The sequence below is a fragment of the Shewanella oneidensis MR-1 genome (assembly GCF_000146165.2).
Classification (GTDB): Bacteria; Pseudomonadota; Gammaproteobacteria; order Enterobacterales; family Shewanellaceae; genus Shewanella; species Shewanella oneidensis.
The window spans coordinates 1286287-1309636 of the sequence record NC_004347.2 but is presented as its reverse complement, the minus strand read 5'-3'; the positions used below and the strand labels follow the sequence as shown (position 1 = coordinate 1309636).

20 protein-coding genes are annotated in these 23350 nt (G+C 46.2%); 12 read left to right on the top strand and 8 right to left on the bottom strand.

Annotated features, from left to right (window positions below; genetic code table 11):
* Nucleotides 1-60 precede the first annotated feature (60 nt).
* On the top strand, nt 61-882 hold the full coding sequence (locus SO_RS05850) for a substrate-binding periplasmic protein (RefSeq protein WP_011071482.1): 822 nt from the start codon (nt 61-63) through the stop codon (nt 880-882).
* A gap of 22 nt (nt 883-904) precedes the next feature.
* Here the strand turns inward: SO_RS05850 and SO_RS05845 are convergent, their stop codons facing one another.
* Entirely contained in the window at nt 905-1810 is a 906-nt protein-coding gene (locus SO_RS05845) for a LysR family transcriptional regulator (protein ID WP_011071481.1), read from the bottom strand.
* 135 nt (nt 1811-1945) lie between these two features.
* Between SO_RS05845 and SO_RS05840 the strand changes: the two genes are divergently transcribed.
* Nucleotides 1946-3202, top strand: a complete 1257-nt coding sequence (locus SO_RS05840; RefSeq protein WP_011071480.1) for an adenylosuccinate synthase — start codon at nt 1946-1948, stop codon at nt 3200-3202.
* Nucleotides 3203-3377: 175 nt separating this feature from the next.
* Complete coding sequence (locus SO_RS05835; RefSeq protein ID WP_011071479.1) at nt 3378-3791, top strand: thioesterase family protein; 414 nt, start codon at nt 3378-3380, stop codon at nt 3789-3791.
* Here SO_RS05835 and SO_RS05830 read toward each other — a convergent pair.
* Together SO_RS05830 and SO_RS05825 are read right to left on the bottom strand one after the other, a co-directional pair.
* Nucleotides 3780-5309 (bottom strand): putative bifunctional diguanylate cyclase/phosphodiesterase, encoded by a 1530-nt coding sequence (locus SO_RS05830; protein WP_011071478.1) that lies wholly within the window; start codon nt 5307-5309, stop codon nt 3780-3782. The two genes, SO_RS05835 and SO_RS05830, sit on opposite strands and share 12 nt — an antisense overlap.
* Before the next feature lie 80 nt (nt 5310-5389).
* Nucleotides 5390-6229, bottom strand: a complete 840-nt coding sequence (locus tag SO_RS05825; protein ID WP_011071477.1) for an HDOD domain-containing protein — start codon at nt 6227-6229, stop codon at nt 5390-5392.
* A 361-nt stretch (nt 6230-6590) separates the two neighbouring features.
* Between SO_RS05825 and trhP the strand changes: the two genes are divergently transcribed.
* Both trhP and SO_RS05815 read left to right on the top strand, forming a co-directional pair.
* Nucleotides 6591-7958 (top strand): prephenate-dependent tRNA uridine(34) hydroxylase TrhP, encoded by a 1368-nt coding sequence (gene trhP, locus SO_RS05820; protein ID WP_011071476.1) that lies wholly within the window; start codon nt 6591-6593, stop codon nt 7956-7958.
* A 3-nt stretch (nt 7959-7961) separates the two neighbouring features.
* Nucleotides 7962-8213 (top strand): YfhL family 4Fe-4S dicluster ferredoxin, encoded by a 252-nt coding sequence (locus tag SO_RS05815; RefSeq protein WP_011071475.1) that lies wholly within the window; start codon nt 7962-7964, stop codon nt 8211-8213.
* Between the two features lie 103 nt (nt 8214-8316).
* Here SO_RS05815 and ubiT read toward each other — a convergent pair whose 3' ends face one another.
* A complete protein-coding gene (gene ubiT, locus SO_RS05810) occupies nt 8317-8847 on the bottom strand; it encodes a ubiquinone anaerobic biosynthesis accessory factor UbiT (RefSeq protein ID WP_011071474.1) in 531 nt (176 codons plus the stop codon).
* Between the two features lie 138 nt (nt 8848-8985).
* On the opposite strand from ubiT, the gene ubiU reads away from it, so the two are divergent.
* Together ubiU and SO_RS05800 are read left to right on the top strand one after the other, a co-directional pair.
* Entirely contained in the window at nt 8986-9987 is a 1002-nt protein-coding gene (ubiU, locus tag SO_RS05805) for a ubiquinone anaerobic biosynthesis protein UbiU (protein ID WP_011071473.1), read from the top strand.
* Nucleotides 9988-10020: 33 nt separating this feature from the next.
* Entirely contained in the window at nt 10021-10890 is an 870-nt protein-coding gene (locus SO_RS05800; RefSeq protein ID WP_011071472.1) for a U32 family peptidase, read from the top strand.
* A gap of 47 nt (nt 10891-10937) precedes the next feature.
* Here the strand turns inward: SO_RS05800 and SO_RS05795 are convergent, their stop codons facing one another.
* Nucleotides 10938-11645: a DUF998 domain-containing protein gene (locus SO_RS05795; protein WP_011071471.1), complete on the bottom strand. Its 708-nt coding sequence runs from the start codon at nt 11643-11645 to the stop codon at nt 10938-10940.
* A gap of 701 nt (nt 11646-12346) precedes the next feature.
* On the opposite strand from SO_RS05795, the gene SO_RS05790 reads away from it, so the two are divergent.
* Both SO_RS05790 and SO_RS05785 read left to right on the top strand, forming a co-directional pair.
* A complete protein-coding gene (locus SO_RS05790) occupies nt 12347-13705 on the top strand; it encodes a YjiH family protein (RefSeq protein ID WP_011071470.1) in 1359 nt (452 codons plus the stop codon).
* A 391-nt stretch (nt 13706-14096) separates the two neighbouring features.
* Nucleotides 14097-15311 (top strand): IS4-like element ISSod3 family transposase, encoded by a 1215-nt coding sequence (locus SO_RS05785; protein ID WP_011071469.1) that lies wholly within the window; start codon nt 14097-14099, stop codon nt 15309-15311.
* A 512-nt stretch (nt 15312-15823) separates the two neighbouring features.
* Here SO_RS05785 and SO_RS05780 read toward each other — a convergent pair.
* Both SO_RS05780 and SO_RS05770 read right to left on the bottom strand, forming a co-directional pair.
* The gene (locus SO_RS05780; protein ID WP_011071468.1) at nt 15824-16273 is read right to left on the bottom strand and encodes a type III secretion system chaperone family protein; all 450 of its coding nucleotides are present in this window, start codon (nt 16271-16273) and stop codon (nt 15824-15826) included.
* Between the two features lie 374 nt (nt 16274-16647).
* Entirely contained in the window at nt 16648-17625 is a 978-nt protein-coding gene (locus SO_RS05770; protein WP_011071467.1) for a transposase, read from the bottom strand.
* 497 nt (nt 17626-18122) lie between these two features.
* On the opposite strand from SO_RS05770, the gene SO_RS05765 reads away from it, so the two are divergent.
* From SO_RS05765 to SO_RS05755, 3 genes are all read left to right on the top strand, one after another.
* A complete protein-coding gene (locus SO_RS05765) occupies nt 18123-19181 on the top strand; it encodes a UDP-2,3-diacylglucosamine diphosphatase (RefSeq protein ID WP_011071466.1) in 1059 nt (352 codons plus the stop codon).
* 91 nt (nt 19182-19272) lie between these two features.
* Nucleotides 19273-21045, top strand: coding sequence for a bifunctional ornithine lipid synthase OlsF (olsF, locus tag SO_RS05760; RefSeq protein ID WP_461676400.1), 1773 nt, complete (start codon nt 19273-19275; stop codon nt 21043-21045).
* A gap of 123 nt (nt 21046-21168) precedes the next feature.
* Complete coding sequence (locus tag SO_RS05755) at nt 21169-21600, top strand: CBS domain-containing protein (RefSeq protein WP_011071464.1); 432 nt, start codon at nt 21169-21171, stop codon at nt 21598-21600.
* 26 nt (nt 21601-21626) lie between these two features.
* Here the strand turns inward: SO_RS05755 and SO_RS05750 are convergent, their stop codons facing one another.
* Nucleotides 21627-22979 (bottom strand): NCS2 family permease, encoded by a 1353-nt coding sequence (locus SO_RS05750; RefSeq protein WP_011071463.1) that lies wholly within the window; start codon nt 22977-22979, stop codon nt 21627-21629.
* Between the last annotated feature and the right edge of the window lie 371 nt (nt 22980-23350).

Below are 23350 nucleotides of genomic sequence, written 5' to 3'. Positions count from 1 at the left end.
TCATAATAAAGACTTATGTTATAAGTTACCCCATTCGGAATAGGCTGATATGGACATAAAATGCGTGTTTATAGTGAGACTAAGGATAGAATTGATCAGCGAAGCTTTTGGACGCTGTTTTTTTTACTTAGTACCTCGCTATTGCTTTTTTTATCGGTCGGTCATCATGCTAAAGCAGAAGAAAACCAACATGTTCCGCAAAGGTCACCCTTTCAAACCATTACCTTAGCAGCAGAAGACAGCTGGCCCCCCTTTGCCAATCAATTTGGTCAAGGCATTTCTCATCAGCTTATCGAAGCCGCTTTTAAGCAAACACAGATTGAGGTAAATAGCCTCGTAGTGCCCTATAGCCGAGCCTTGATGATGGCTGAAAAAGGGGCCGTCGATGGAGTATTTAATGTCACCCGAGAAGCCAGCACCGAGCAGCGATTTGTGTTTGGTAATACACCTTTATTTGCAGCAAAAGCCTCTTTCTATCAACGAAAAAAACTTCCTTTAATTGCAGAAAACAAATGGCAAATCCCTAAAGGCAGTATGATTGGCGTGATAAAAAGCTATGAGTATGGTGATGAATTTCCTAAATTAGTCAAACAACGGCAATTAAATCTCGTCACCGTCGCAACCCAACAGCAGCTAATCAATTTACTGCTGATTGGCCGAATCGATGCAGCAGTGATGTTTGATCTCGTCGCACAAGAAAACCTGCAAAAAATGGGCGTAAGTGATGAAGTGTTCCCTGCCTTTGATAATCACATCAGTCAGATTTACTTAGCGTTCTCGAAGGAAAACCCAAAAGCCACATTATTAGCCAAAGCCCTTGATCAAGGCTTATCAATGCTTAAGGAAAATGGGCAATACCAGCAATTACTAAAGGTGAACTAATCACCTCACCACGGCATCGGGATTAAGTGCCAACACTTTGCCCTTGAATACGGATGATCTCTTGATTGACCCAGTGCAATAACTGCTTAATCGCCTTAGATAAAATCTGATTTTGACGCACAATATAGCCTAAGCTAGTGCTTGGAAATTGCGGCAACGGTGTAATTTTACTCTTCAAATTCGTCTTAGTGTAAATAGAAAATTCAGGCACAATCGCCACACCAAAACCGGCCTCTGCCCAATCGATTTGCGCGTCAACACTGCCGACTTCCATAATCCGATAACGAGGTAAATTTAGGCTGGGTAAAGCGGGGTCGAGCAACTCGCGGGTACGAGTATCGTGCCCTAGTAGAATTAATGTAGGCTGCTCCGCTAACGGCATGTCATCACGCCCCTGGCTCTGCTGCCAGAGCGCTAAATTATTCCCAAGCGCGCACCATTTAATTTGCTGCAACTCAGTAAAATGTAGCGGCTGACTTTCCTTCTGAGCGATCACAAAGCCTAAATCGGCTTCGGCATTCGTCACCAGTTCAGAGGCTTGGAATGAGGTGGTATTCAGCAAGGAAAAATCAATTCCGGGGAATTCAGCCTTAAACAACTGAAAAGGTTGAATTAACAATAAGCGTGAAATGATATCACTGGCCGCAATGGTTAAGGTGCCTTGACTGAGATCATTAATGGCATTGAGATCCGCCTGACACACTTGCAGTTCCATCAAGGTCTTCTGGCTGCTTTCAAGCAAACGAAACCCAGCCTGAGTTAACCTAAAAGGATTGCGTTCAATCAACTTCACCCGCGTGTTTTGTTCAAGTTGCTTGATATGCAGACTCACATTGGGCTGTGTCATATGCAGTGCCGCAGCAGCCTTACCAAAGTGTTTACACTCGGCTAAGGTCACAAAGGTTTTTAACCAATGAAGTTCGAGCATTGCTTTTATCCCCATCCATCATTCTCGACAGCATCATGATATATGAATCTCTTATCGATGTAATAACTATAATTAATTTCTCTTATTCAATAGTGAGGTCTAGCATAGCCGCTTAATCAATGTGGAGATGATGTTATGCCGTCTATCGTGGTTGTGGGTGCAAATTGGGGTGATGAAGGCAAAGGCCGCATCGTAGATTATTTAGCAGCTGATGCTGCTGCGAGTGTTCGCTTTCAAGGCGGTAACAACGCAGGCCATACGGTCGTTAACGACTATGGCACCTTTAAATTACACCAGTTACCCAGCGGTATTTTCAATCCAAATTGCGTTGCGGTATTAGGCCCTGGCATGGTGATCAGCCCTGAAAAACTCAGTGTGGAAATTGCTGAAGTCGAAGCGGCAGGCATTGAGGTCAAATTGTGTATTTCTGACCGCGCTACCCTGTGTTTACCTATTCATGCGTTAGAAGATACCTTAGAAGAACAACGTCTAGGCGATCTCGCCTACGGTTCGACCCGTCAAGGGATTGCGCCAGCCTATGGTGATCGCGTGATGAAAAAAGGCATCTTAGTTGGTTGGTTAAAGCAACCCGAAGTGCTACAAGAGCGTATTCAATTTATGCTTAACTGGAAACTGCCACAGTTAAAGGCGCTCTATCCAAGCTGTGACTTTAGCCAAACCGCCGCCGAAATGACCCAGTGGTTATTGGATGTGACGGCGCCATGGCGTCCCTTTATCTGCAACGTCACAGAACCATTAAAGGCATTGCAAAAACAAGATGCTAACTTACTGTTCGAAGCGCAATTAGGCGCAGGACGCGACTTGATTTACGGTGAATATCCGTACACAACCTCTTCAAACGTGACTGCGGCTTTCGCAGGTTTAGGCAGTGGTTTACCCGCACTGCGCCCAGAGCGTGTGATTGCCGTTGCTAAAGCCTTTAGCTCATCTGTGGGTACTGGCACGCTAGTCACTGCGATGGAAGAGCAAGATGACTTCCGTAAAAATGCTAACGAGTTTGGTGCAACCACAGGTCGCCCACGTGATATGGGTTACTTCGATGCAGTCGCCACTCGCAACGGTGTTGAGCTACAAGCGGCGACTGAAATTGCTCTGACTAAGATTGACTGTTTGACCGGCATGAAAGATCTTAAAATCTGTATCGCCTATGAAGGCGAGCATACTGAGAATCCAATTTGGCCGCAAACGGCTGCATTAAGTCCTGTATACGAGCAGATGGAAAGCTGGAGTGAAGACATCACCACTTGCCGCACCTTCGAAAGCCTACCAAAGGCTGCACAACATTATGTTGAACGCATCGAAGCCTTAATGGGTGTACGCGTCAGCATGGTGTCAGTGGGACCTGAACGCGATCAAATGATCATTCGCTAACGAATCGATTACCCTACAAAAAAGCCATATTCGTTTCGGCGAATATGGCTTTTTACGTTTCACTTTTCACGCCGCTTACCCAATCACAAGCGGATTTAGCCGCTATCTTGGGTTTTGTTTCACACTATAAACCGCTAGACTGCGCTTAAATAAGTAATCCCATAACGATGATTTTATGCCGCAATTTAGCCCGAGTTATTCTTTTCCTGTGCAAATCTACTACGAAGATACCGATTTTTCAGGCGTGGTATATCACCCGAATTTTTTGAAATACTTCGAGCGCGCCCGTGAGCATGTCATTGGCGCCGAGCAGTTACGCAACCTCTGGCAACAGCAGCAATTAGGTTTTGCAGTTTATCGCAGCGATATGTTGTGCCATGAAGGAGTGGAGTTTGCCGATATTATTGATATTCGCACCAAGTTCTACTTTGAAAGTAAATATCGCACTGTATGGCACCAAGAAATCTGGCGACCTAACGGCAAAAAACCGGCAGTCACGGCTACCATTGAAATGGTCTGTATGAACCAAGCGAGACAACTCGCCCCCATGCCTGCAGAGTTAATAACCCAATTAAGCTTAGGGATGTGATCCCAAATTGGCGCTGAGCATTTTGGGCGCAGGGCACAGTCGATGCCAGTGCATTTCAAGCTCTACCGCCCGCATAGGCTTGGCATAGCATAGACCTTGAATACGATCGACCCCCATCTTGACTAACAGATCGCGCACCTCTTGGGTTTCAACCCCTTCGACCGTCACCTCATATCCGAGTTTTTTAGCAATATTGACGCTGGCCTCAAGGATATATTCTGAGGGTTGGTTCGGTTTAAGATCCTGAAGAAACACTTTATCTATCTTCACTTCGTTTGCGGGTAAATGTTTCAAATAAGCCAGAGAAGAATGACCAGTACCAAAATCATCGATAGCGAGATGTATTCCAAGGCGGCGGATTTGCACTAGGGTATCCACGGCTTTATTTAAATCCGCCATCAAAGTGCTCTCTGTAATTTCAATCATTAAGCATTCTGGCGGTAACTGATAATGCTTTAGGCGCGCATCGAGTTCATGGGGTAAGGTTTCACTATCGAGATCGCGAGTAGATAAATTCAATGCGACACAAACAGAAATTCCCGCCAGTCGCCATTTTACCTGTTGCTGTAGGACTTGTTCTAACGCCCAATGGCTCACTAAATCAATCATGCCCGCACATTCGGCAAGTGGGATAAACTCCCCAGGTGAAATAACCCCTAACTCTTCATGTTCCCAGCGGATCAGTGCCTCAACCTGGGTACATCCCTCTGATGAAACATCCTGCTTAGGTTGATACACCATGTACAAATGATTGCGTTGTAAGCCATTGGGCAAACTATCAATAATCTTCAATTCCCGCAGTTGGCGAATGTCGTCATTTTCACTGTAACAGGCAATCGCAATCCGAGTACTGCGGGCTTTTTTAAGCGCCAAATCAAGCCTTCTGAGCATGTTGCTCACATCGGCATGGTGCTGTGCTAATTGTAAGCAACCAATTTGCAGACGCACACTGACCGGTGTGTCTTTAATATTAAAGGGGACCTGTAAACGCCCGCGTAAATGCAGTAACTGCTCCTGAGACAAACTTTGCTCATAATAGAGAAAAAACTCATCACCGTTTAGGCGCGCAATCAGTTTAGGTTTAAGACTTAAGCTCGTTAAACGTTCGGCAAACTGTTTTAGCAGAATATCACCAAACACAAACCCCAAAAGATCATTCACATAGCGAAAACGATAAATATCAATCAGCACTAAAGTGCCTTGAGTAATTGGCATTAACGAAGCGAGAGTCCTTTTAAGTCCAACACGATTAATTAACCCTGTGAGCTTATCCTTACCCATCCCCGCGGGTAAGGCGGCTAACATCTCATTTAAGGCATGATAGAGAGGCTCACACTCTTGCGGCACCACAGGAATATTAAGCGGGCTACGATCCGTTTTTTGTCTTTCAAGTTGAGGGCATAGCTGCGCTAAGAATTGCTGCTGTTGGCGCAACGCTTCGGATCTTGCACGTAAAAGAGACAACACGGCGCTCAGGATGATAACCAGTACTAAACCGATAAATCCCACAATGATCATACTCAGGCCTCAATCTTACCGCATTAGCTAATTACCAATATTTCCTTTAGGACCTGATTGGCTTACTTCAAATCCAACAACTATTGGTAACTCTCTTTGATTGAATGGAATTTATCCATAAATTCATCGCTTGCTAAATCATTCGCCGAGACAGGCAGCCCTCGGCCGACAAACACATCCATCCGCTGCTCAAAATCAGCCCCTGCGCGTAACTCACCGGTGTAGAATGCGGCGGCACGGATAAAATCTAAGTAGGTGACATGGTCGGGTAAATAGGGTAAATCAGCCCAACGCTCAACCACTTCCATCACCTCTGGTGCAAAATCCCAACTCTTTAATACGGCACGACCTAAAGGACCTTGCATTTTACGAACTAAAGAACGCAATTGCTCAATACTGGTAAATAACTCGGGATGGGCTTCCGCCTCGGTCAGCACTGGCAATGCACCAATATTATGGACTAAACCTGCAAGGGTTAAAGTGTCTAAATTTAACTGACTAGGACGACGCTTATTATACATCTGCAACATGGCACAAGCCGCCGCCGTTACGTCGATAGAAGTACGCCAAACCTCATCCATTACTTCCCACACCATCTCATTGGTGGAGATAAACAGCTGCTCCATGGCAACTGAGGTTGCAATACTCTTAATTTGAATCAAACCGATGCGAGCCACAGCATTATTAATGCTTTCAGCAGGAATACCACGGCTATATAAGGCGCTGTTGGCAACTTTAATAATACGCGCCGAGATTGCTGCATCTTGGCCAATCACATCCGCCACTTGCTTAAGGCTTGCATCTGAGCGGCTTACAACTTCTTGCACCCGCATCGCCACTTCAGGCAGGGTTGGCAATACTAAGGCATCTTCTTTTAATTTTTTGAGTAATCCGACTAACAGTAGATGTTCAGTAGACATCTTCGCTCCCATCAATCTGCAAACATAACGCGGTAATAGTTGGAGTATATCAGTTGGCGATCACTTGATGGGCAGAAAAAAGCAACAGAGGTTAATTATTTGTATGAAGCTGCTATCAATTTTACCAAAAGCCAAATGATTTTACGCTTTGATATTTCAGAATAAACCAACGCAAAAATCAATCTCTATGCGTAAATCCATCATTGTCTGACGCCTCTGCTATAACGCCTGATAGGTATATTCGCAAAACGCGAACTATACCTAATCTTGGGCGTGACGATTTGCATAACCCTACTTCGATTGTGTAAAATGCCGCCCCCGCGCACTGCGCCTCTATATACCAACCAATTCGAGAGTCATTATGTTTAAACCAGAGTTGCTATCTCCCGCTGGGACGCTGAAAAACATGCGTTACGCCTTTGCCTATGGTGCAGATGCCGTGTATGCCGGCCAGCCAAGATACAGCCTAAGGGTACGTAACAATGACTTTAAGATGGAAAACCTTGCCACGGGTATCGAAGAAGCCCATGCGCTAGGTAAAAAACTCTATGTGGTAAGTAACATTGCCCCACACAATGCCAAGCTCAAAACCTATATCAAGGATATGGAACCCGTAGTAGCGATGAAGCCCGATGCGCTGATCATGTCCGACCCAGGTTTAATTATGATGGTGCGTGAGGCGTTCCCTGAGCAGGTAGTGCATTTATCGGTGCAAGCCAACGCCATTAACTGGGCGTCGGTAAAATTTTGGCAAACCCAAGGCATTAAACGAGTGATTTTATCCCGTGAATTATCCTTGGATGAAATTGAAGAAATCCGCCAACGCTGCCCCGACATCGAGTTAGAAGTGTTTGTTCACGGCGCCCTGTGTATGGCCTACTCTGGTCGCTGTTTACTGTCGGGTTACATCAACAAACGCGATCCAAACCAAGGCACTTGCACCAACGCCTGTCGTTGGAAATACGATGTTCATGAAGCGCAGCAAACCGACTCGGGCGATATCATTGCCACCCCAAATGCGGTGCAAATCGAAACCCCGACGACCTTAGGTGCTGGCGCGCCAACGGAGCAAATCTTCCTGCTACAGGAAGCCAATCGCCCCGGCGAATACATGCCAGCGTTTGAAGATGAGCATGGCACTTATATCATGAACTCTAAGGACTTACGCGCAATCCAACACGTTGAGCGTTTGGCCAAGATGGGCATCGATTCGCTTAAGATTGAAGGTCGTACTAAATCTTTCTACTATGTGGCCCGTACCGCGCAGTTATACCGCCAAGCCATCGACGATGCTGCATCGGGTAAGAGTTTCGACCGCAGCCTGATGAACCAACTCGAAGGTTTAGCACACCGTGGTTATACCGAAGGCTTCTTACGCCGCCACGTGCATGATGAATATCAAAACTACGACTATGGCTACTCGGTCAGCGATACTCAACAATTTGTCGGTGAATTAACGGGTAAACGTAATCTGGCCGGTCTTGCAGAAATCGAAGTAAAGAATAAATTCTCTGTAGGCGATAGCGTTGAGTTAATGACGCCACAGGGCAATATCAGTTTGACAATCGAACAACTCGAAAACCGCAAAGCCGAAGCGGTTGAGGCAGGTTTAGGTTCAGGTCATTCTGTGTACTTACCCGTGCCGAAGGAAGTTGACCTAAACCACGGTATTTTACTGCGTAACCTGCCCCAAGGTCAGGATACCCGTAACCCACACGAAGCAGGCTAAAGCATGGCATTATTGATCGACGACAGCTGCATCAACTGCGATATGTGTGAGCCTGAATGCCCAAACCAGGCCATCACTATGGGTGAAGAAATCTATGAAATCGACCCAGACCGCTGCACCGAATGCGTTGGCCATTACGATAAGCCGACCTGCGTCTCCGTCTGTCCGATTGATTGTATTGACCCCGATCCAAACCGTATCGAGTCCCACGACGAGCTGTTGGTCAAGTTTGCCATACTCACGCAAAAAATCTGATTAATACCAATCAGATAAAAATATTATAGGATACTTATCCAACTAAAAGCCCCGCCAAACATAGCGGGGCTTTTAGTTGTCTCTTAACCCGAATTGAAGTTAACTAAGCGGGGGATTTTGCTAGGATAACCGTCGGTTTTGCCTCAAGTTGTAAACGCACGATCGCATCGGCAAGTTTTTCGACGCTTAAACGGATCGGTGCAGGTAAGCTGGCAAATTCGATACTGAGCAGCAGATTTTTCACCTCAAGCCCTAACTCGGTATCGCCTTCGATGCTGAGTTTGCGTTGGAAAAATAATGTATCTGGATCTTCTTTCGCCGCCGCGACTAGCAATAATTCGGCTGACTTGGCACTAAAGGTCACTTGCGCATCGGTGAGTTCACGTACCTGCCAGCGGCCATTAAAACTCACCTCAAAGTACAGTTGCAAATCTTCCACACGAATCGCCACCCACTTATCGGCGAGAAAATCCAATTCCCCATCTTCGGCCTGCGGCGCAAGCAGTTGTGCCAATAATTGGCTCAGCACCTTGGCTTTTAGGCTAAAGGGCACCTTAGCCAGTGGAAAACGGATCAGTTTTGGGGTGAGCTCTAACAATTGTTTTGCAAGATTAGCCGAAAAAACAGCGGACATAACAAGTTACCTACGGATAAAAAACAGGATAACGCTCAGTTTACCGAGATTTTATGATCTTAAACCTGTTTTAAATCAATTCACCGCCATTCAATCTTCCCTACACTCTGCCCCTGTTATTTTATAGGGAGCACCATTATGGAGTTGTTGTGTCCAGCAGGAAATCTGGCTTCGCTAAAGTCGGCGCTACAGGCCGGAGCCGATGCTGTCTACCTCGGGTTAAAAGATGATACTAATGCACGCTCATTCGCGGGCTTAAACTTCACTCCCGCAAAATTACAAGAAGCGGCCGAGCTGACCCATCAGCGGGGCAAGAAAATTTTCCTCACCTTAAATACCTTCCCTAAGCCGAATGAGGAGCATCGCTGGTATCAGGCGATTGACTTAGCCGCAAAAATTGGCGTCGACGCTTTAATCGTCGCCGATCTGTCACTGCTTGACTATGCCCATCGGCAATATCCACATATCCCGCTGCATTTATCGGTACAGGCGAGCGCCACCAACTTAGGCGCGCTGAGCTTTTATAAAGAGGCTTTTAATGTCTCTCGAGTGGTGTTACCCAGAGTGCTGTCGATGAAGCAAGTGCGCGACTTAGCCAAGGTCAGTCCGGTCGATTTAGAGGTTTTTGCCTTTGGCAGCTTGTGCATTATGGCCGAAGGTCGCTGCCACTTATCTTCCTATGTCACCGGTCAATCACCCAATACGGGCGGCTCTTGCTCACCGGCAAAGCACGTGCGCTGGCAAGAGCAGGGCCAAGACAGATTAACTTGGCTCAATGAGGTTTTGATCGATAAGTCAGGGCTGGATGAGCAGATGGGCTATCCCGTCGTGTGTAAAGGGCGCTATCTCACCCAAGAGGATGATAAGCCGCAATATTTGCTCGAATCTCCCACCAGTTTAAACACCCTCAGCTTGCTGCCAGAGCTTGCCAAGGCAGGCATTGTGTCACTCAAGATTGAAGGCCGGCAGCGCAGCCCTGCCTATGTGGAACAAGTGACTAAGGTTTGGCGGCAAGCGATTGATACTTATCTTAATCATCCGGATAAATTCCAGACGCAAGCCCATTGGGAGCAAGCCCTTGCCAAAGTGTCTGAAGGGCAAATCACCACCCTTGGTGCCTACGAGCGTAACTGGCAATAGCCTTCGTGATAATCCATGTAAGAAGAAACGATTATGAAAATATCCCTCGGCCCACTGCTCTATTGCTGGGAAAAACAGCAGGTCATCGACTTTTATCAGCAGGTTGCCAACAGTCAAATTCCCTTAGTTTATTTGGGCGAAGCCGTCTGCAGCCGCCGGCGTGAGCTCAAATGGGGCGACTATCTTGAACTTGCCAAAATGCTGAAATCTGCGGGCAAAGATGTGGTGCTTTCAACCCTAGCACTTATCGAAGCGCCATCGGAATACACTGAGCTTAAACGTCAGGTCGACAATGGCGAATTTATGATTGAAGCCAATGATATGGCGGCAGTATATCTTGCCAAAGAGCACAAACAGCCCTTTGTCTGCGGTGCCAGTATCAACAACTATAATCGCGCTAGTCTAGATATTTTGCAGCGTTTGGGGATGCAACGTTTTGTGATGCCAGTGGAGCTTTCTAAGACTTGGCTGAGCCAAGTGGTCGATAAAAAGCCCTCCTTCGAAGTGGAAGTGCTCGGCCATGGTTACTTGCCGCTGGCCCACTCGGCACGTTGTTTTACCGCAAGACATAGCCAACTTGCCAAGGACAGCTGTGAAACCGTTTGCCGTCAATACAGTAAAGGTTTACTGGCACAAACCCAAGAGGCTCAACCTTTACTGAGGTTAAATGGTATCCAAACACAATCCGCAAGTTGTGTCGATTTACGCAGCGAAATCAGCGCAATGGTTAAGATTGGCGTGGATGTGTTTCGCGTGTCTCCCAGCAGTTTGGCGTGCATAGCTAAGGCCGATGCGCTGGTCGAGGCATTAAATAGCGGGGCAATGGACGCTCAGTATCCTCTTAGCGATGAGCACTGTAATGGTTATTGGTTTGGCGAAGCGGGACTAAAATCCTTAAGCTAAAATTGATAGTGATAGATTTAGCCCATTCAATCACTTATCTCAACCACTCACTCAGGGGCTTGCGCCTTGATGAGTGGTTGAGGATTTAACAGCAAGGCCACAGTCCAACTTAAGAGACTTACAAGCCCAATCCATTCCAGTAATGCAGGCCACCATAAATCAGGTCTTGGAAGTTGGAGCACCATTTCTTGATAAAATGGCCTACCGCCTTCCGTTAGCCCCAACTCTAACTGCGGTGCATAGAGAAAGGTCATCATACTCACCAATACCAACAGCGCTAATAATACCGTCCAACGCAGCAGACTTAATGAGCTAAATCCAACCCACATTAAATAACAGATTGCGCTTAGGCTACCGAAGTAGAAAAACCACTTAAGGGCGAGGATGTGCAAGTGGTATACATTGACCGGAAATAACCCAACACAGGCTAAGGCTAAAAATGTCAGTGCCAGCGCACAAAAGAAGGGATATCCCCAAAAGCCGTTTACCGTCTGCAGGGAGGAAAGACAATAAAAAACAATACTTAAACTGCCAAAAAACAAACCGCCATTGAGAATCACTGCAAAGTCAGAATGGCCATAGGTCCCCAATTCACTCAAAGTATGATTTAAAACGTTGAATGAACGCGTCTCAGAATAATCAAACCCCAACACCGCCACACCAATCCCCAGCACTAATCCCAAAATACCAATAAAACCAAACTTAGTGGCAAGTGCCGAGCCCCTTGTTGCGAGATTCATTTTTATAACAGTCATGGATAATTTAGCCAAACCAAAGTACTACTAACTTACATGGAATTGAAAAGAATTAAAGCGGTGCTAATCCTCTTTAGCGTAAAAATTTTTTCATCACTATTAACGATTTTTTAGTCATCACATGAAAATCCCGTGCTAAGTCATTATTCAATAAAACATATGCAAATTTGCAGTCAAAAATGAATAAATACTCACAAACAATTCAGCTAATGCTGTTTTGTTACAGAAGACAAGCTCACCGTGATAGCCACTGTTATCTCGCTCACATTAGGTTTGCGATGGTTGAAGCCCTGTTACCATTCATGGGTAAAAAATCATCTAAAAACGTATTTAGTGAAGATCCGCTGAGAAAGTTTTCAACAAAACATCGCCAATAAGTGAACAGCTCTAAGAATAAAACAATCTGATAAACAACTTGCAACAGCATGGCGTAAAGCAATGATTTAATTAAATTTATGCAAATAAAAAGTGGGCAACCTCAAAAATCATCCATTAGAAACAGCCCAAATAACTATGCTATTTTGCTGCTTATATCAAACAAATTCCCGAATCGTTTTACATGGCGGCGCTAAGCGAGTAATCTTCCCCCTTCTCGATTTTGAGTTGAATGAAAATGCAGCTTACGCCCGCCAAGCATGTGGCTTTAAGAGGCAATTTATTCAAGTTTATTTTGTGCGACTCGTACTTTAAGGTGTACACCATTGGCTACTGAACATAAAAACCGCAACATTAAGACGATACTCACCTTTATCGTCCCTTCGCTGATCGGTCTGCTGCTATTTGTGACTCCTATCAGTTACAACGATGCAATTACGATTCCGATCGCAATCATCTCTAAAGCACTGCAAAGCGTATTAAGTGATGTCTTAACCCTCATAGTCACCGTGATTGTTGTGAGTATGGCGCTTGCGTCTGTGTTAACCAAATTACTCAAGCCCAAGTTTGTGTTAAATAATCACTTCCTTAATGGCTTGCTAAACATTAGCCCTATGTGGCTAATAACCCGAGTTGTTGGCGCCATCTTTATCGTCTTAACCTACTTTGCGATTGGCCCCGCAGTAATCAACTCCTCCAGTACAGGCGCATTAGTACTTAATGACCTGTTACCAGTACTGTTTTCCGTATTTATCTTCGCCGGCATGTTACTGCCACTGCTATTAAACTTCGGATTATTAGAACTGTTTGGCACCTTGATGACCAAAGTGATGCGCCCAGTGTTTAACCTGCCAGGTCGCAGCGCCATCGACTGTATGGCCTCTTGGTTAGGGGATGGCAGCGTAGGAATTTTACTGACCAGCAAGCAATACGAAGCGCGTTTTTACACCCAAAGGGAAGCGGCGGTTATCGGTACGACCTTTTCAGCGGTGTCAATCACCTTCTGCTTAGTGGTGATCTCACAGGTGAAGTTGGAACCGATGTTTGTGCCCTTCTACCTGACCGTATGTTTAGCGGGTTTCGCCGCAGCAGTGATTGTGCCTAAGTTGCCGCCACTCTCATGGAAAAAAGATAACTATATCGATGATACCCCACGTCAACCCGACGATGAAATGATCCCAGCAGGATACGGCGCATTCTCTTGGGGCTTTGATAAAGCACTTGAAAAAGCAGCCAGTGCGGGCGGAGTGAAAGCCGTTTTACATGAAGGGATTAAAAACGTTATCGATATGGTGTTTGGCATTATCCCGGTGGTTATGGCCATTGGAACCACGGCGCTGATCATCGCCGAGCATACGCCTATCTTCAATTATTTAGGTATGCCATTTATTCCATTACTGGAACTGCTGCACATTCCCGAAGCGACAGAAGCCTCTAAAACCATCGTGGTAGGCTTTGCCGATATGTTTATTCCATCGATCTTAGCTAGCTCTATCGAGTCAGATATGACCCGCTTTGTCATTGCCGCGCTATCCGTAACGCAGCTGATTTATATGAGCGAAGTCGGCGCGCTGCTGATCGGCAGTAAAATTCCGGTGAACTTTGTTGAGCTCTTCGTGGTGTTTATTCTGCGTACTTTAGTGACTCTGCCTGTTATCGCGGGTGTTGCTCACTTGCTGTTCTAAGCGCGACATCAGCTTTGAAATATCAAGGGGAGTCAGATTAACAGACTCCCCTTTTTTTGCTCTAACTTATACACGAACTGACAGTTTTGATTATATCGTGTGAGTTAATCGTACAAACTCAACTCGTAACCACTAACTCAATAACGCACTTTTGGACAGAAGAGCGTTAAATATTGAAAGGCTAATATCACTGCTTGGTTATTAAATGCAGTCCATATTTAAGGGCGAACCATGATATTTGCTCAACGACACGCAGCAAGTCCTTCCTTGGATGCTCGACCCTGAAGAATCCCCTGATGATTTTCAGATAAATCATTAAATTAGAGTGAACTTGCACCTTGAAGTGTGATCAGATGGAAGTGCGAACAAACATCAATCACAGGGCATCAAGGTGCAAGTGTTAACTATCTTACATCAATCTCTCTATCAACATTGTCCAGAAATCCATCAAAAGCGACTGAATACACTCATGGTCGCCTGCAAAGCCCTCATCAACGCGGATTGTCTCACCCTCACGCATTTAGGGCGGCACATTGATGGCACCAGCACTCATACTAAACACTCAATAAAACGCATGGATAGATTATTGGGCAACCCGCACCTTCACCATGAAAGACTGGCTGTTTATCAGTGGCATGCAAAGTGGCTGCTAACAGCACATACGATGCCGACCATACTGGTGGATTGGTCTGATATGCGTGAAGGTCGTGAACTGATTGCACTACGCGCCTCTATTGCGATTAAGGGCCGCTCTATCACGCTCTACGAGCGAACATTTCCGTTAGTACTACAAGGCACACAAACTGCCCATAATCAGTTTCTGAATGAACTCCATAAAGTGTTACCTGACAATATTACCCCGCTGATAGTCACTGACGCGGGCTTCCGTAATCCATGGTTTCGAAAAGTCGAGCAGCTCGGTTGGTATTGGCTGGGTCGTGTCAGAGGATTAAGTGTCTATCGGCTGCACCCCTTCGGTCGCCAATTTTCGCTAAAAGCGCTTTATCCCAAAGCCAGTCGTCGCGCAAAACATGTTGGGCGAGTGGCGTTATCGGTAAAGAAACCCTTGTTATGCGAGATGGTATTGTTCAGGGCTCCAAGTAAAGGCAGAAAAGGTCAGCGAAGTACGACAACAGACTGTCACCATACGGCGCAATGGACGTATGAACTGACCGCCAAAGAGCCTTGGGCACTGGTGACCAACTTGACCATAGAAGCCATGTCGCCTCAAAAACTGGTTAATATTTACCAAAAACGGATGCAAATAGAAGAAACCTTTAGAGATTTAAAAAGCCCCGCTTATGGCTTTGGTTTACATCATAGCAGAACACGTTATGCGGCGAGGATGGACATACTGCTATTGATAGCATTATTGGTACAACTGGCATTTTGGTGGGTAGGATTATACGGAGAAACACAGCAATTACAGCGGCACTTCCAAGCCAACACGGTAAAGAAAAGGAATGTGCTATCAACAATCAGGATGGGCAAAGAACTGCTGCGGCGACGGCATGACTACCCCATATCAGCAGATGATTTGCTTTGTGCTGCGAAGAAACTAGCCCAACTCTCATTAACTCATGGTTGTTGGGGCTATGAATTATGAGGGGATCCTACAGTGCTCGACCGCCCCGTCCATGGGGCGGACGGTCGTCTCGCTAATCACCATGGCTCACCTGTTTAGCATTGTCGTAGCCTGTAGACTTAATAACCTTACTCTGCACGCTTTGGGACAAAAGCGTGATAGATTTTTTACTCTAGTCCATTAGTTTCGGATTAATATTTGTAAGGCAACTATTGAACGTTAGTATTAAAACCGATGAACAAGCCATCCTAAAGCGAATGCTCTTCTAAAACTCATTTTGTCAACACTTGCAGCAGACTGAGCAGCTCAAAGCAGTAGAAGTGATCACCCATAAACAGCAGAAGCGATCAATTGCGTCAGTGTCATCAGTTAGTGGCGCTGCACCCAATCGCTCACACGGCTGTTACAGACTGCCCACTTCTACTGGCAAACGCTGCCCAGGCCGCTGGTCGAATTGCCCGGTTTCAGGCAAGAAAAAGCCCCAAGGAAATGGGGCTGAATGACAAAAGAGTTATGCCTGTCCGGTCTCTCTACTAATCAGGCGCACCGATTGTTACAAATACCTCTCCCGTTTCTTCATCACAAATTGTTCTTGCTAAGGTTGATCCCACGCCAAACTCTTTATTTAGTTTCGAGTTCCAACTATCAGCTAAAGATTCAGCAAGCTCCTTAGCTTGCTCGGTTGACAGTTCATCAAACAATCCCGTTATCTCAAGCAGATTCAACCAGAACTGAGCTTGTGTCGAACTATGACCATCCCTCATTAACTCTTGATACCGAACAGTATCAAACATCTCTGAAATGAAAACATTACCATCTACTATTTTAAAAACAGGACAAAATAACCTAGTAAACCATAGAATAAAATCAGCAGCCAACTCTTGTGACTTATATGCTGAATGAAGGTAATCATAACCTGAAATATTATGGCCCACATTAGCAGAAGCGAACATCTCAAAATCAAATGGTTTGTTGTAACTCATTTTAACCCCTAGGTATTTCGTTTGGATGTGCGGGACGCACACGACCTTTATCGATAAATTCACGCCCGTCTGGTGTGAAGTTCTTACCAGTTTCCTTAATATTTGGACGTGGAATTCCTCCATGATCTTGCCCAGAACCGAGTAAATCTGGCCACCCAATTTAAATCAATAACATAATGCACTTTCAGTTTGCCTGCAACCAGCTCTAGCTCAAATGATTTGAATGAGAGTCATCAAAAGTCGTTGAGACTGCATCTGAGGTAATAGATTGAGCTAATTCCTTCAAAAATAGTGTATTTCAGGCAAGGTAAGTCATCCCATAGTGCTTGGGAGGTGTTCTGCAAAGGTTACTTTCGAAGTGATATAAGCAGTTGTCAGTTACTGTTAAAGTGCTGGCAGCTTGACGCAAAGTGCCGTCGTCGCTTTTCGAGATGTTCGCAGTAATCCGTCAGTTCTTGCAAGGTGCCTACTGGACCATGAAATAGTTTGCCAAACTCGGTGGTCAGCTTGAGCCAATTGTCATGGGGGATATTTAATCTGTTCAGTATCTTGGCGCTACTTTCGCTGATGTATCCACGTTTATCATTGCGAATAATTCGGCCGGTATCATCCACCAATTGAAGGTAATCCATCAATGAAAACGCAATGCCATTGGGTTGGTTGTCGCACTCGTTACCAATAAAAGGCAGTAGGTTGCTGGGCTGCTCACCTTTTAATGCAGCCCAAATACGTAGCTGAATACTGGTATGGTCGGATTGTTCTAGTGTATCAGCGAGTTGTGCTCTAATGGGATTTAAATCCACATAAGTCATACAGGCTAATACTGCGGCGTCATCGAGTAGGGCTTGGGATTTGAACCGCCCCTCCCAGAAGCGACCTGTGCAGTTATCTTCTTGATTTGCTTGCCTTGCGATAGGTTCATTGAGGCAGCGCATAAACCAGCTAATGTCGCATAATCGACTGCGATAAAGGGCAATTGAATGCCTTAATCTGTTAACCTCATGAGCTTCAACCAATTCACCTCTGGCGAACTTTTGCGTTAATTCATCGCCTTTAAACAACTTATGCCACTGCTCAAGCACTTCGCGGTCAGTCCAACGATTTGCCGTCTCGATATCGACTCGCAGCACCAGATGCAGATGATTAGACATCACTGCATAAGCAGCTACATCAATAGCAAAAACCGCTTCAAGTTCAAACAGTAGCGATTCTACCCAAGCGCGGCGATGGTCATAGTTTTTACCCGAATAGGCATCATCGCCACATAAAAATGCCCGGCGAACAACGCGACTACAGCAATGGTAATAGGGTGTGTCTTCAAGACTTATCTGGGTTCTGCGAGGACGCGGCATACAAACCTCCATGTTTAATGCTTAACCAAAGCATAGTCGGAGGTTAACTACCGCGCCATTAAGGTTGGGTGTCCATGTTTGAGTTTTGGGTTTCTGAGTTCTACGAGGGCGCGGCATACAAACCTCCATGTTTAATGCTTAACCAAAGCATAGTCGGAGGTTAGCTACCTCGCTATTAAGGTTGGGTGTCCATGTTGTTAACCGCGCCATTAAGGTTGGGTGTCCATGTTTGGGTTTGGTTAAATAAGTAGATGGCGTTTCACAGGGAAAACAATGACAATTTACCCTGCACACCTAACGATAAAACAATCTAGCTTTGGGGCTAAAGTAAGTTAAATCCCCAGCCTGTTCTCATTGTATCCAGATCTAAATCTTGACGGGTTAAGTTCAGGCTAATCCAGCTTGTTGTCATCTGCATGTCACTTAAGCTTCATCATTCAGTCAAAGCCAGTGGCTACTCTCTAAGGCAGTCAACAGCCGCATAGGATGAATATCAGATGACTGGAGCCAACTACAGAGGGCTTGATCGCACGCTTATCGACGCACTCAAGGCTCCCCGCAACTCTCCCTACAACTCTTCCTACAATGCTCCATCCAGTGTTAACGCCACTTCCTTCTCAACACCACATATTGCCAACGCCAGCAACGCCGCAAACTGCCATACAATTACAGTCAACGCCCTTTGGTTATCGGATATTCATCTAGGTTGTAAGGATTGTAAGGCCGACTATCTGTTAAGCCTGTTAACTACCGTGCGTTGCCAGCACTTGTATCTGGTCGGCGATATTGTCGATTTGTGGGCACTCAAACGTCGTCTACATTGGCCAGAAAGCCACAATAAGGTGCTACAAAAGATTATCGAGCTGGCGCAAAACGGCACTCAAGTGATCTATCTGCCGGGTAACCACGATGAACTGATTAAACCCTATGCCGAACTGACCCTGCTGAATATCAAAATTGCTCGGCAACATATTCATCAGGGTATTGGCGGCCACAAGCTGTTAATGCTGCATGGCGATCAGTTCGATGCCGATGTTTGCGTTGGGCGCTTTTACACCATCTTAGGCGATCACCTCTACGATTTTCTGCTGTTTCTCAATCGCAATCTCCATCGCCTGCGTGAGCGTTTAGGCTACCCGTATTGGTCACTCGCCAGCTATATCAAATCCCGCGTTGGCAAGGCTCAAACAGCGATTTCACGCTACCGCCAAGCCGTTGTGCAATATGCCCAGCACTATGATGTCGATGGCGTGATCTGCGGCCATATTCATCAACCAGAGTTATCAATCCAGCCAAGGGATAACCAATACACTACCCCAAACAAACGCCAGATCATTTACGCCAATGATGGTGATTGGGTCGAAAACTGCAGCCTGATCACCGAAACCTTAAGCGGTGAATTACAGCTCTGTCGCTGGAATGAGCAGTCCTTAAGCCTTGAGATACTGAGCAGTATTGTCCTCCTCCAAACGCCGCCAACAACACCCCATCACGCCACAGCAACTTTCAAATACAACTCCCAACAACCACAAGTCCAACCTAGGGATGTCGCTTAATATCATGAATCAATTAACCCATAATACGCCAAACCTCACCAAGTCTTCCCAACTGCTGACTGCGCCGCTGCCAGCCGAAGAGGGCAACGCGATGATCTTTACCGTCGATAATGTGGTAGAGCAAAACCTCCCCTCTTTGAAAGACAAACCTTGGTTAGCGAAACCAACTAAAGCCATGCTGCGTTACCTGTTGAATGAAAAACAGTGCAACGACATAGCTAATCAATTTGCCTATCTCCAAGGGATAGACTTTGTCGAGCAAGTGCTTGCCAGCTTCGATTTTAGCTTTACCGTGCCCGCCAATGAGGTAGAAAATATTCCCTGTGAAGGTCGAGTGGTGATCTTCGCCAACCATCCAATTGGCTCCCTCGATGGCCTCGCATTGATAAAATTGATTAGTGAGATCCGCCCCGATATTAAAGTCGTCGCCAACGAGCTATTGATGGCACTTAAGCCTTTGCATTCGATTTTGCTGCCGGTTCGTAATATGACCGGCGGTACACCTAAGCAGCACTTAGAAAAAATTCACCAGCATCTACGTAATGAAGGCGCGGTACTGATTTTCCCGTCGGGGGAAGTCTCTCGCCTACGTCCCAATGGCGTGCGCGATACTCAGTGGCATTCCGGCTTTTTGAAGATGGCGATTTCCTGTAATGCGCCGCTGCTGCCGATCTTTTTAGATGCAAAAAACTCAGCCACCTTTTACGGCGCCTCGATGATTTATAAACCCTTAGCCACACTGCTACTGGTTAAGGAAATGTTTAAGCAGGCCAAGCGCAATATGCCCATTCGCATCGGCGAGCTCATCCCCAATGAAGCCGTACGCTCTATGGATTTCCCGCTAAAAACCAAGATAAAACTGCTTAAAAATCATTTATATCGTATTGGCAAAGATAAAGATCCGCTGTTTATCACCCAAAGCGCCATCGCACATCCTGAGTCGCGCCGAGAACTACAGGCCGCGCTGCAACAATGTGAACTGCTTGGCGAAACCCAAGACAACAAGCTGATTTATCTGTATCAGCATCAAGACAGTAATCCCATCATGCGGGAAATTGGCCGCCTGCGGGAAATCGCCTTTCGCGCCGTCGGCGAAGGTACGGGCAAGCGCCGTGATATCGATAAATACGATTCCTACTACCAACATCTGGTGTTATGGGATAAAGAGCAGTTTGAAATTGTCGGCGCCTATCGGTTCGCCAGCGGCGAGCAAGTGTTAAACCGCTATGGCGACAACGCCCTCTACAGCCAGTCACTATTCCAATATGCCGACGATTTTATGCCCTTCGTCAAACAAGGGTTAGAACTCGGCCGCAGCTTTGTGCAGCCCAAATATTGGGGTAAACGCAGTCTCGACTATCTCTGGTTCGGCATTGGGGCCTTTTTAGCCAAACACCCTGAATACCGCTATCTGTTTGGCCCGGTTTCCATCAGTAATCAACTGCCCGGCAGTGCGCGGGAAATGCTAGTGCATTTCTACTCCACGGAGTTTGCTCCAGCGCAGCAACTCGCTGTATCTATGTCACCCTTTGGTTTATCCAAGAAGCGTAAAGAGCAGTTAGATGCCCTCTACTCAGGCGAAGATTATCAAAGCCACTTTAAGCAACTCAAGCAGATGCTGGCAAGTATGGGCGCGGCGGTGCCGACACTGTATAAGCAATATGGTGAGCTATGTAAGCAGGATGGGGTGAAGTTTCTCGCCTTTGGGATCGATGCCGATTTCGGTGACTGTGTCGATGGTTTGGTACTGGTCGATACCCATAAACTCAAGGGTAAAAGGTATCAACGCTACATCGGCGTCCATTTGCCCGAAGACTTAAGAAACCCCTTAATGGCAGAAGATGAGACAGAAGATCAAGATTAAACGCGAGAATGAGGTCCTAGGGTGCAAGTTTCACAACAATGCCATTGGCTAAATAAACATCGGTCTGTTATAAGTATCTGTAATGCAGTGTATTAACGATACAAGTCCGAGGTAGAGTTTATTATGCCGATCATCATCGCCGATATTATGTGTACCCGAGTCGTCACGGTCGAAATGGACGATCGTTTAACCGTGGCGAAGGATATTTTCGAGCAGGCAAACTTTCACCATCTACTGGTGCTGGATGAATATAAACTCGAAGGGGTATTATCTGAACGCGACTTACTGCGCGCCATCAGCCCTAATTTAGGTAACGGTGCCGAAACCTCAAAGGATCTCGAAACCCTCCAGAAACGCATCCATCAAGTGATGACTCGCAATCCAGTAACCGTTGCGCCATATGTGTCGCTCGATGTTGCTAGCCGCACCTTGCTAGAACATAACATCGGTTGTTTGCCCGTGCTCGAAAATGGTGATTTGGTGGGCATCGTCACTTGGAAGGATTTACTGCGAGCCTATTGTGCACACAATGAGGTAAATCAAAGCGAGTGTTAAGTACACTCGCTTTGTAAGCTAATCGCTTAAATTGCCCAGCCACCCATGTAAAACACCACTAAGCCTAGGGTAATGGCTAATACGCCTAACTTAAGTTGACGCCATTCGCCGCTAAAAATCCGGCCAATCACTAAGGTCACAAACCCAAGCATAATACCTGTGACAATGTTACAGCTAAGGATAATAAACACGGCGCAAGTTAGGCCCGCCATCGCATCGACTTTGTCGTTGAAATCTAGCTTAGTCACATTGCTAAGCATCAATAGTCCCACATACATCAGCGCTGGTGCAGTGGCGTAGGCAGGAACCAAATAGCTGAGCGGTGCAAGGAATACCATTAACAGGAATAATACTCCAACAATAGTCGCCGTTAAGCCTGTCTTACCGCCAGCCGCAGTACCCGCCGCAGATTCGATATACACGGCCGCTGGCGCGCCACCAACAACACCTGCAAACATGCTACTGACAGAATCTGACGTTAATGCCTTACCGCCACCGACGATATTATCGTCTTTATCCAGCAAATTGGCTTGACCCGCTACCGCGCGGATGGTGCCAGTGGCATCAAAAATAGCCGTCATCACCAATGCCAGTACAATCGGTAATACCACAGGATTTAAGGCGCCCATAATATCCAATTGGCCAATTAGCGAATGCTCAGAGGTTAAATTTGGCAGGGCAAACAAACCTTGATATTTCACACTGGGGTCAAACACTAAGCCGAAAAGGGATAAGCCGATAATCACCAACAAGATACCGCCAGGTACACCGCGACGCTCTAAACCTATCGTCGCTGCAAGCCCCACCACAGTGGCAATCACCGGCAAGCTGTTAATATCACCTAACTTAACTGGCAGGCCAGCATCATTGGCCACAATCAACTGCACACTGTTAGTGGCAATCAAGAGTAAAAACAAGCCAATACCAATCCCAGTACCATGGGCGATCCCCTTAGGCAGGTTAGCCAGCACCCATTGACGAATGCCAGTGACACTCACGATGGTAAAAATCACCCCCATCCAAAAAATGGCGCCTAAGGTGACAGGGATACTCATACCCTGACCTAACACCAAGCCGAAGGCGGTAAAGGCGGTGAGTGAAATCGCACAACCAATGGCCATGGGCAGATTCGCCCAGAGTCCCATCAGCAGCGAGCCAAAGGCGGCAATTAAGCAGGTGGCAACAAACACGGCACCGGGGTCGAACCCCGCTTTGCCTAACATATTGGGTACCACAATCACTGAGTACACCATCGCGAGGAAGGTTGTTAACCCTGCAATCACTTCTTGGCGAACGGTGCTACCACGTTGTTGAATAGAAAAAAAACGGTTCAGAAACGAACCAGAGGGTACGGCAGTTGAACTCAATTGCTCAGACATATCTTGTTATACCTTGTGATCTCTTAAAATAGGGTCGATACCAATTAGCATTGGCGACGCTGGCTGCGGCAGATTAGAGCCCCAAATCCAAGGAGTTGGGTGAGAGATCCACATCATTTTCCTACATCGGGAAAAATCCATGATCTGCAAGCAGTGATGCTTTGCCCAGTTAAACTATCTTCAACCATGCAAACGCAGCCTTTGTTGGCCGCGGATAATACTGTAAACGCCGCCAGATAGCTAAGACCTCGCCTGCACTTCGGTAAAAAATTAGGTAAAAAACTCAAAATCTGTTGTTTAAAAAACACTTAAACCGCATATCAAACTGCCGAGTGCGATCACAGAAATCGGATTAACACTCTGTCAGTAAA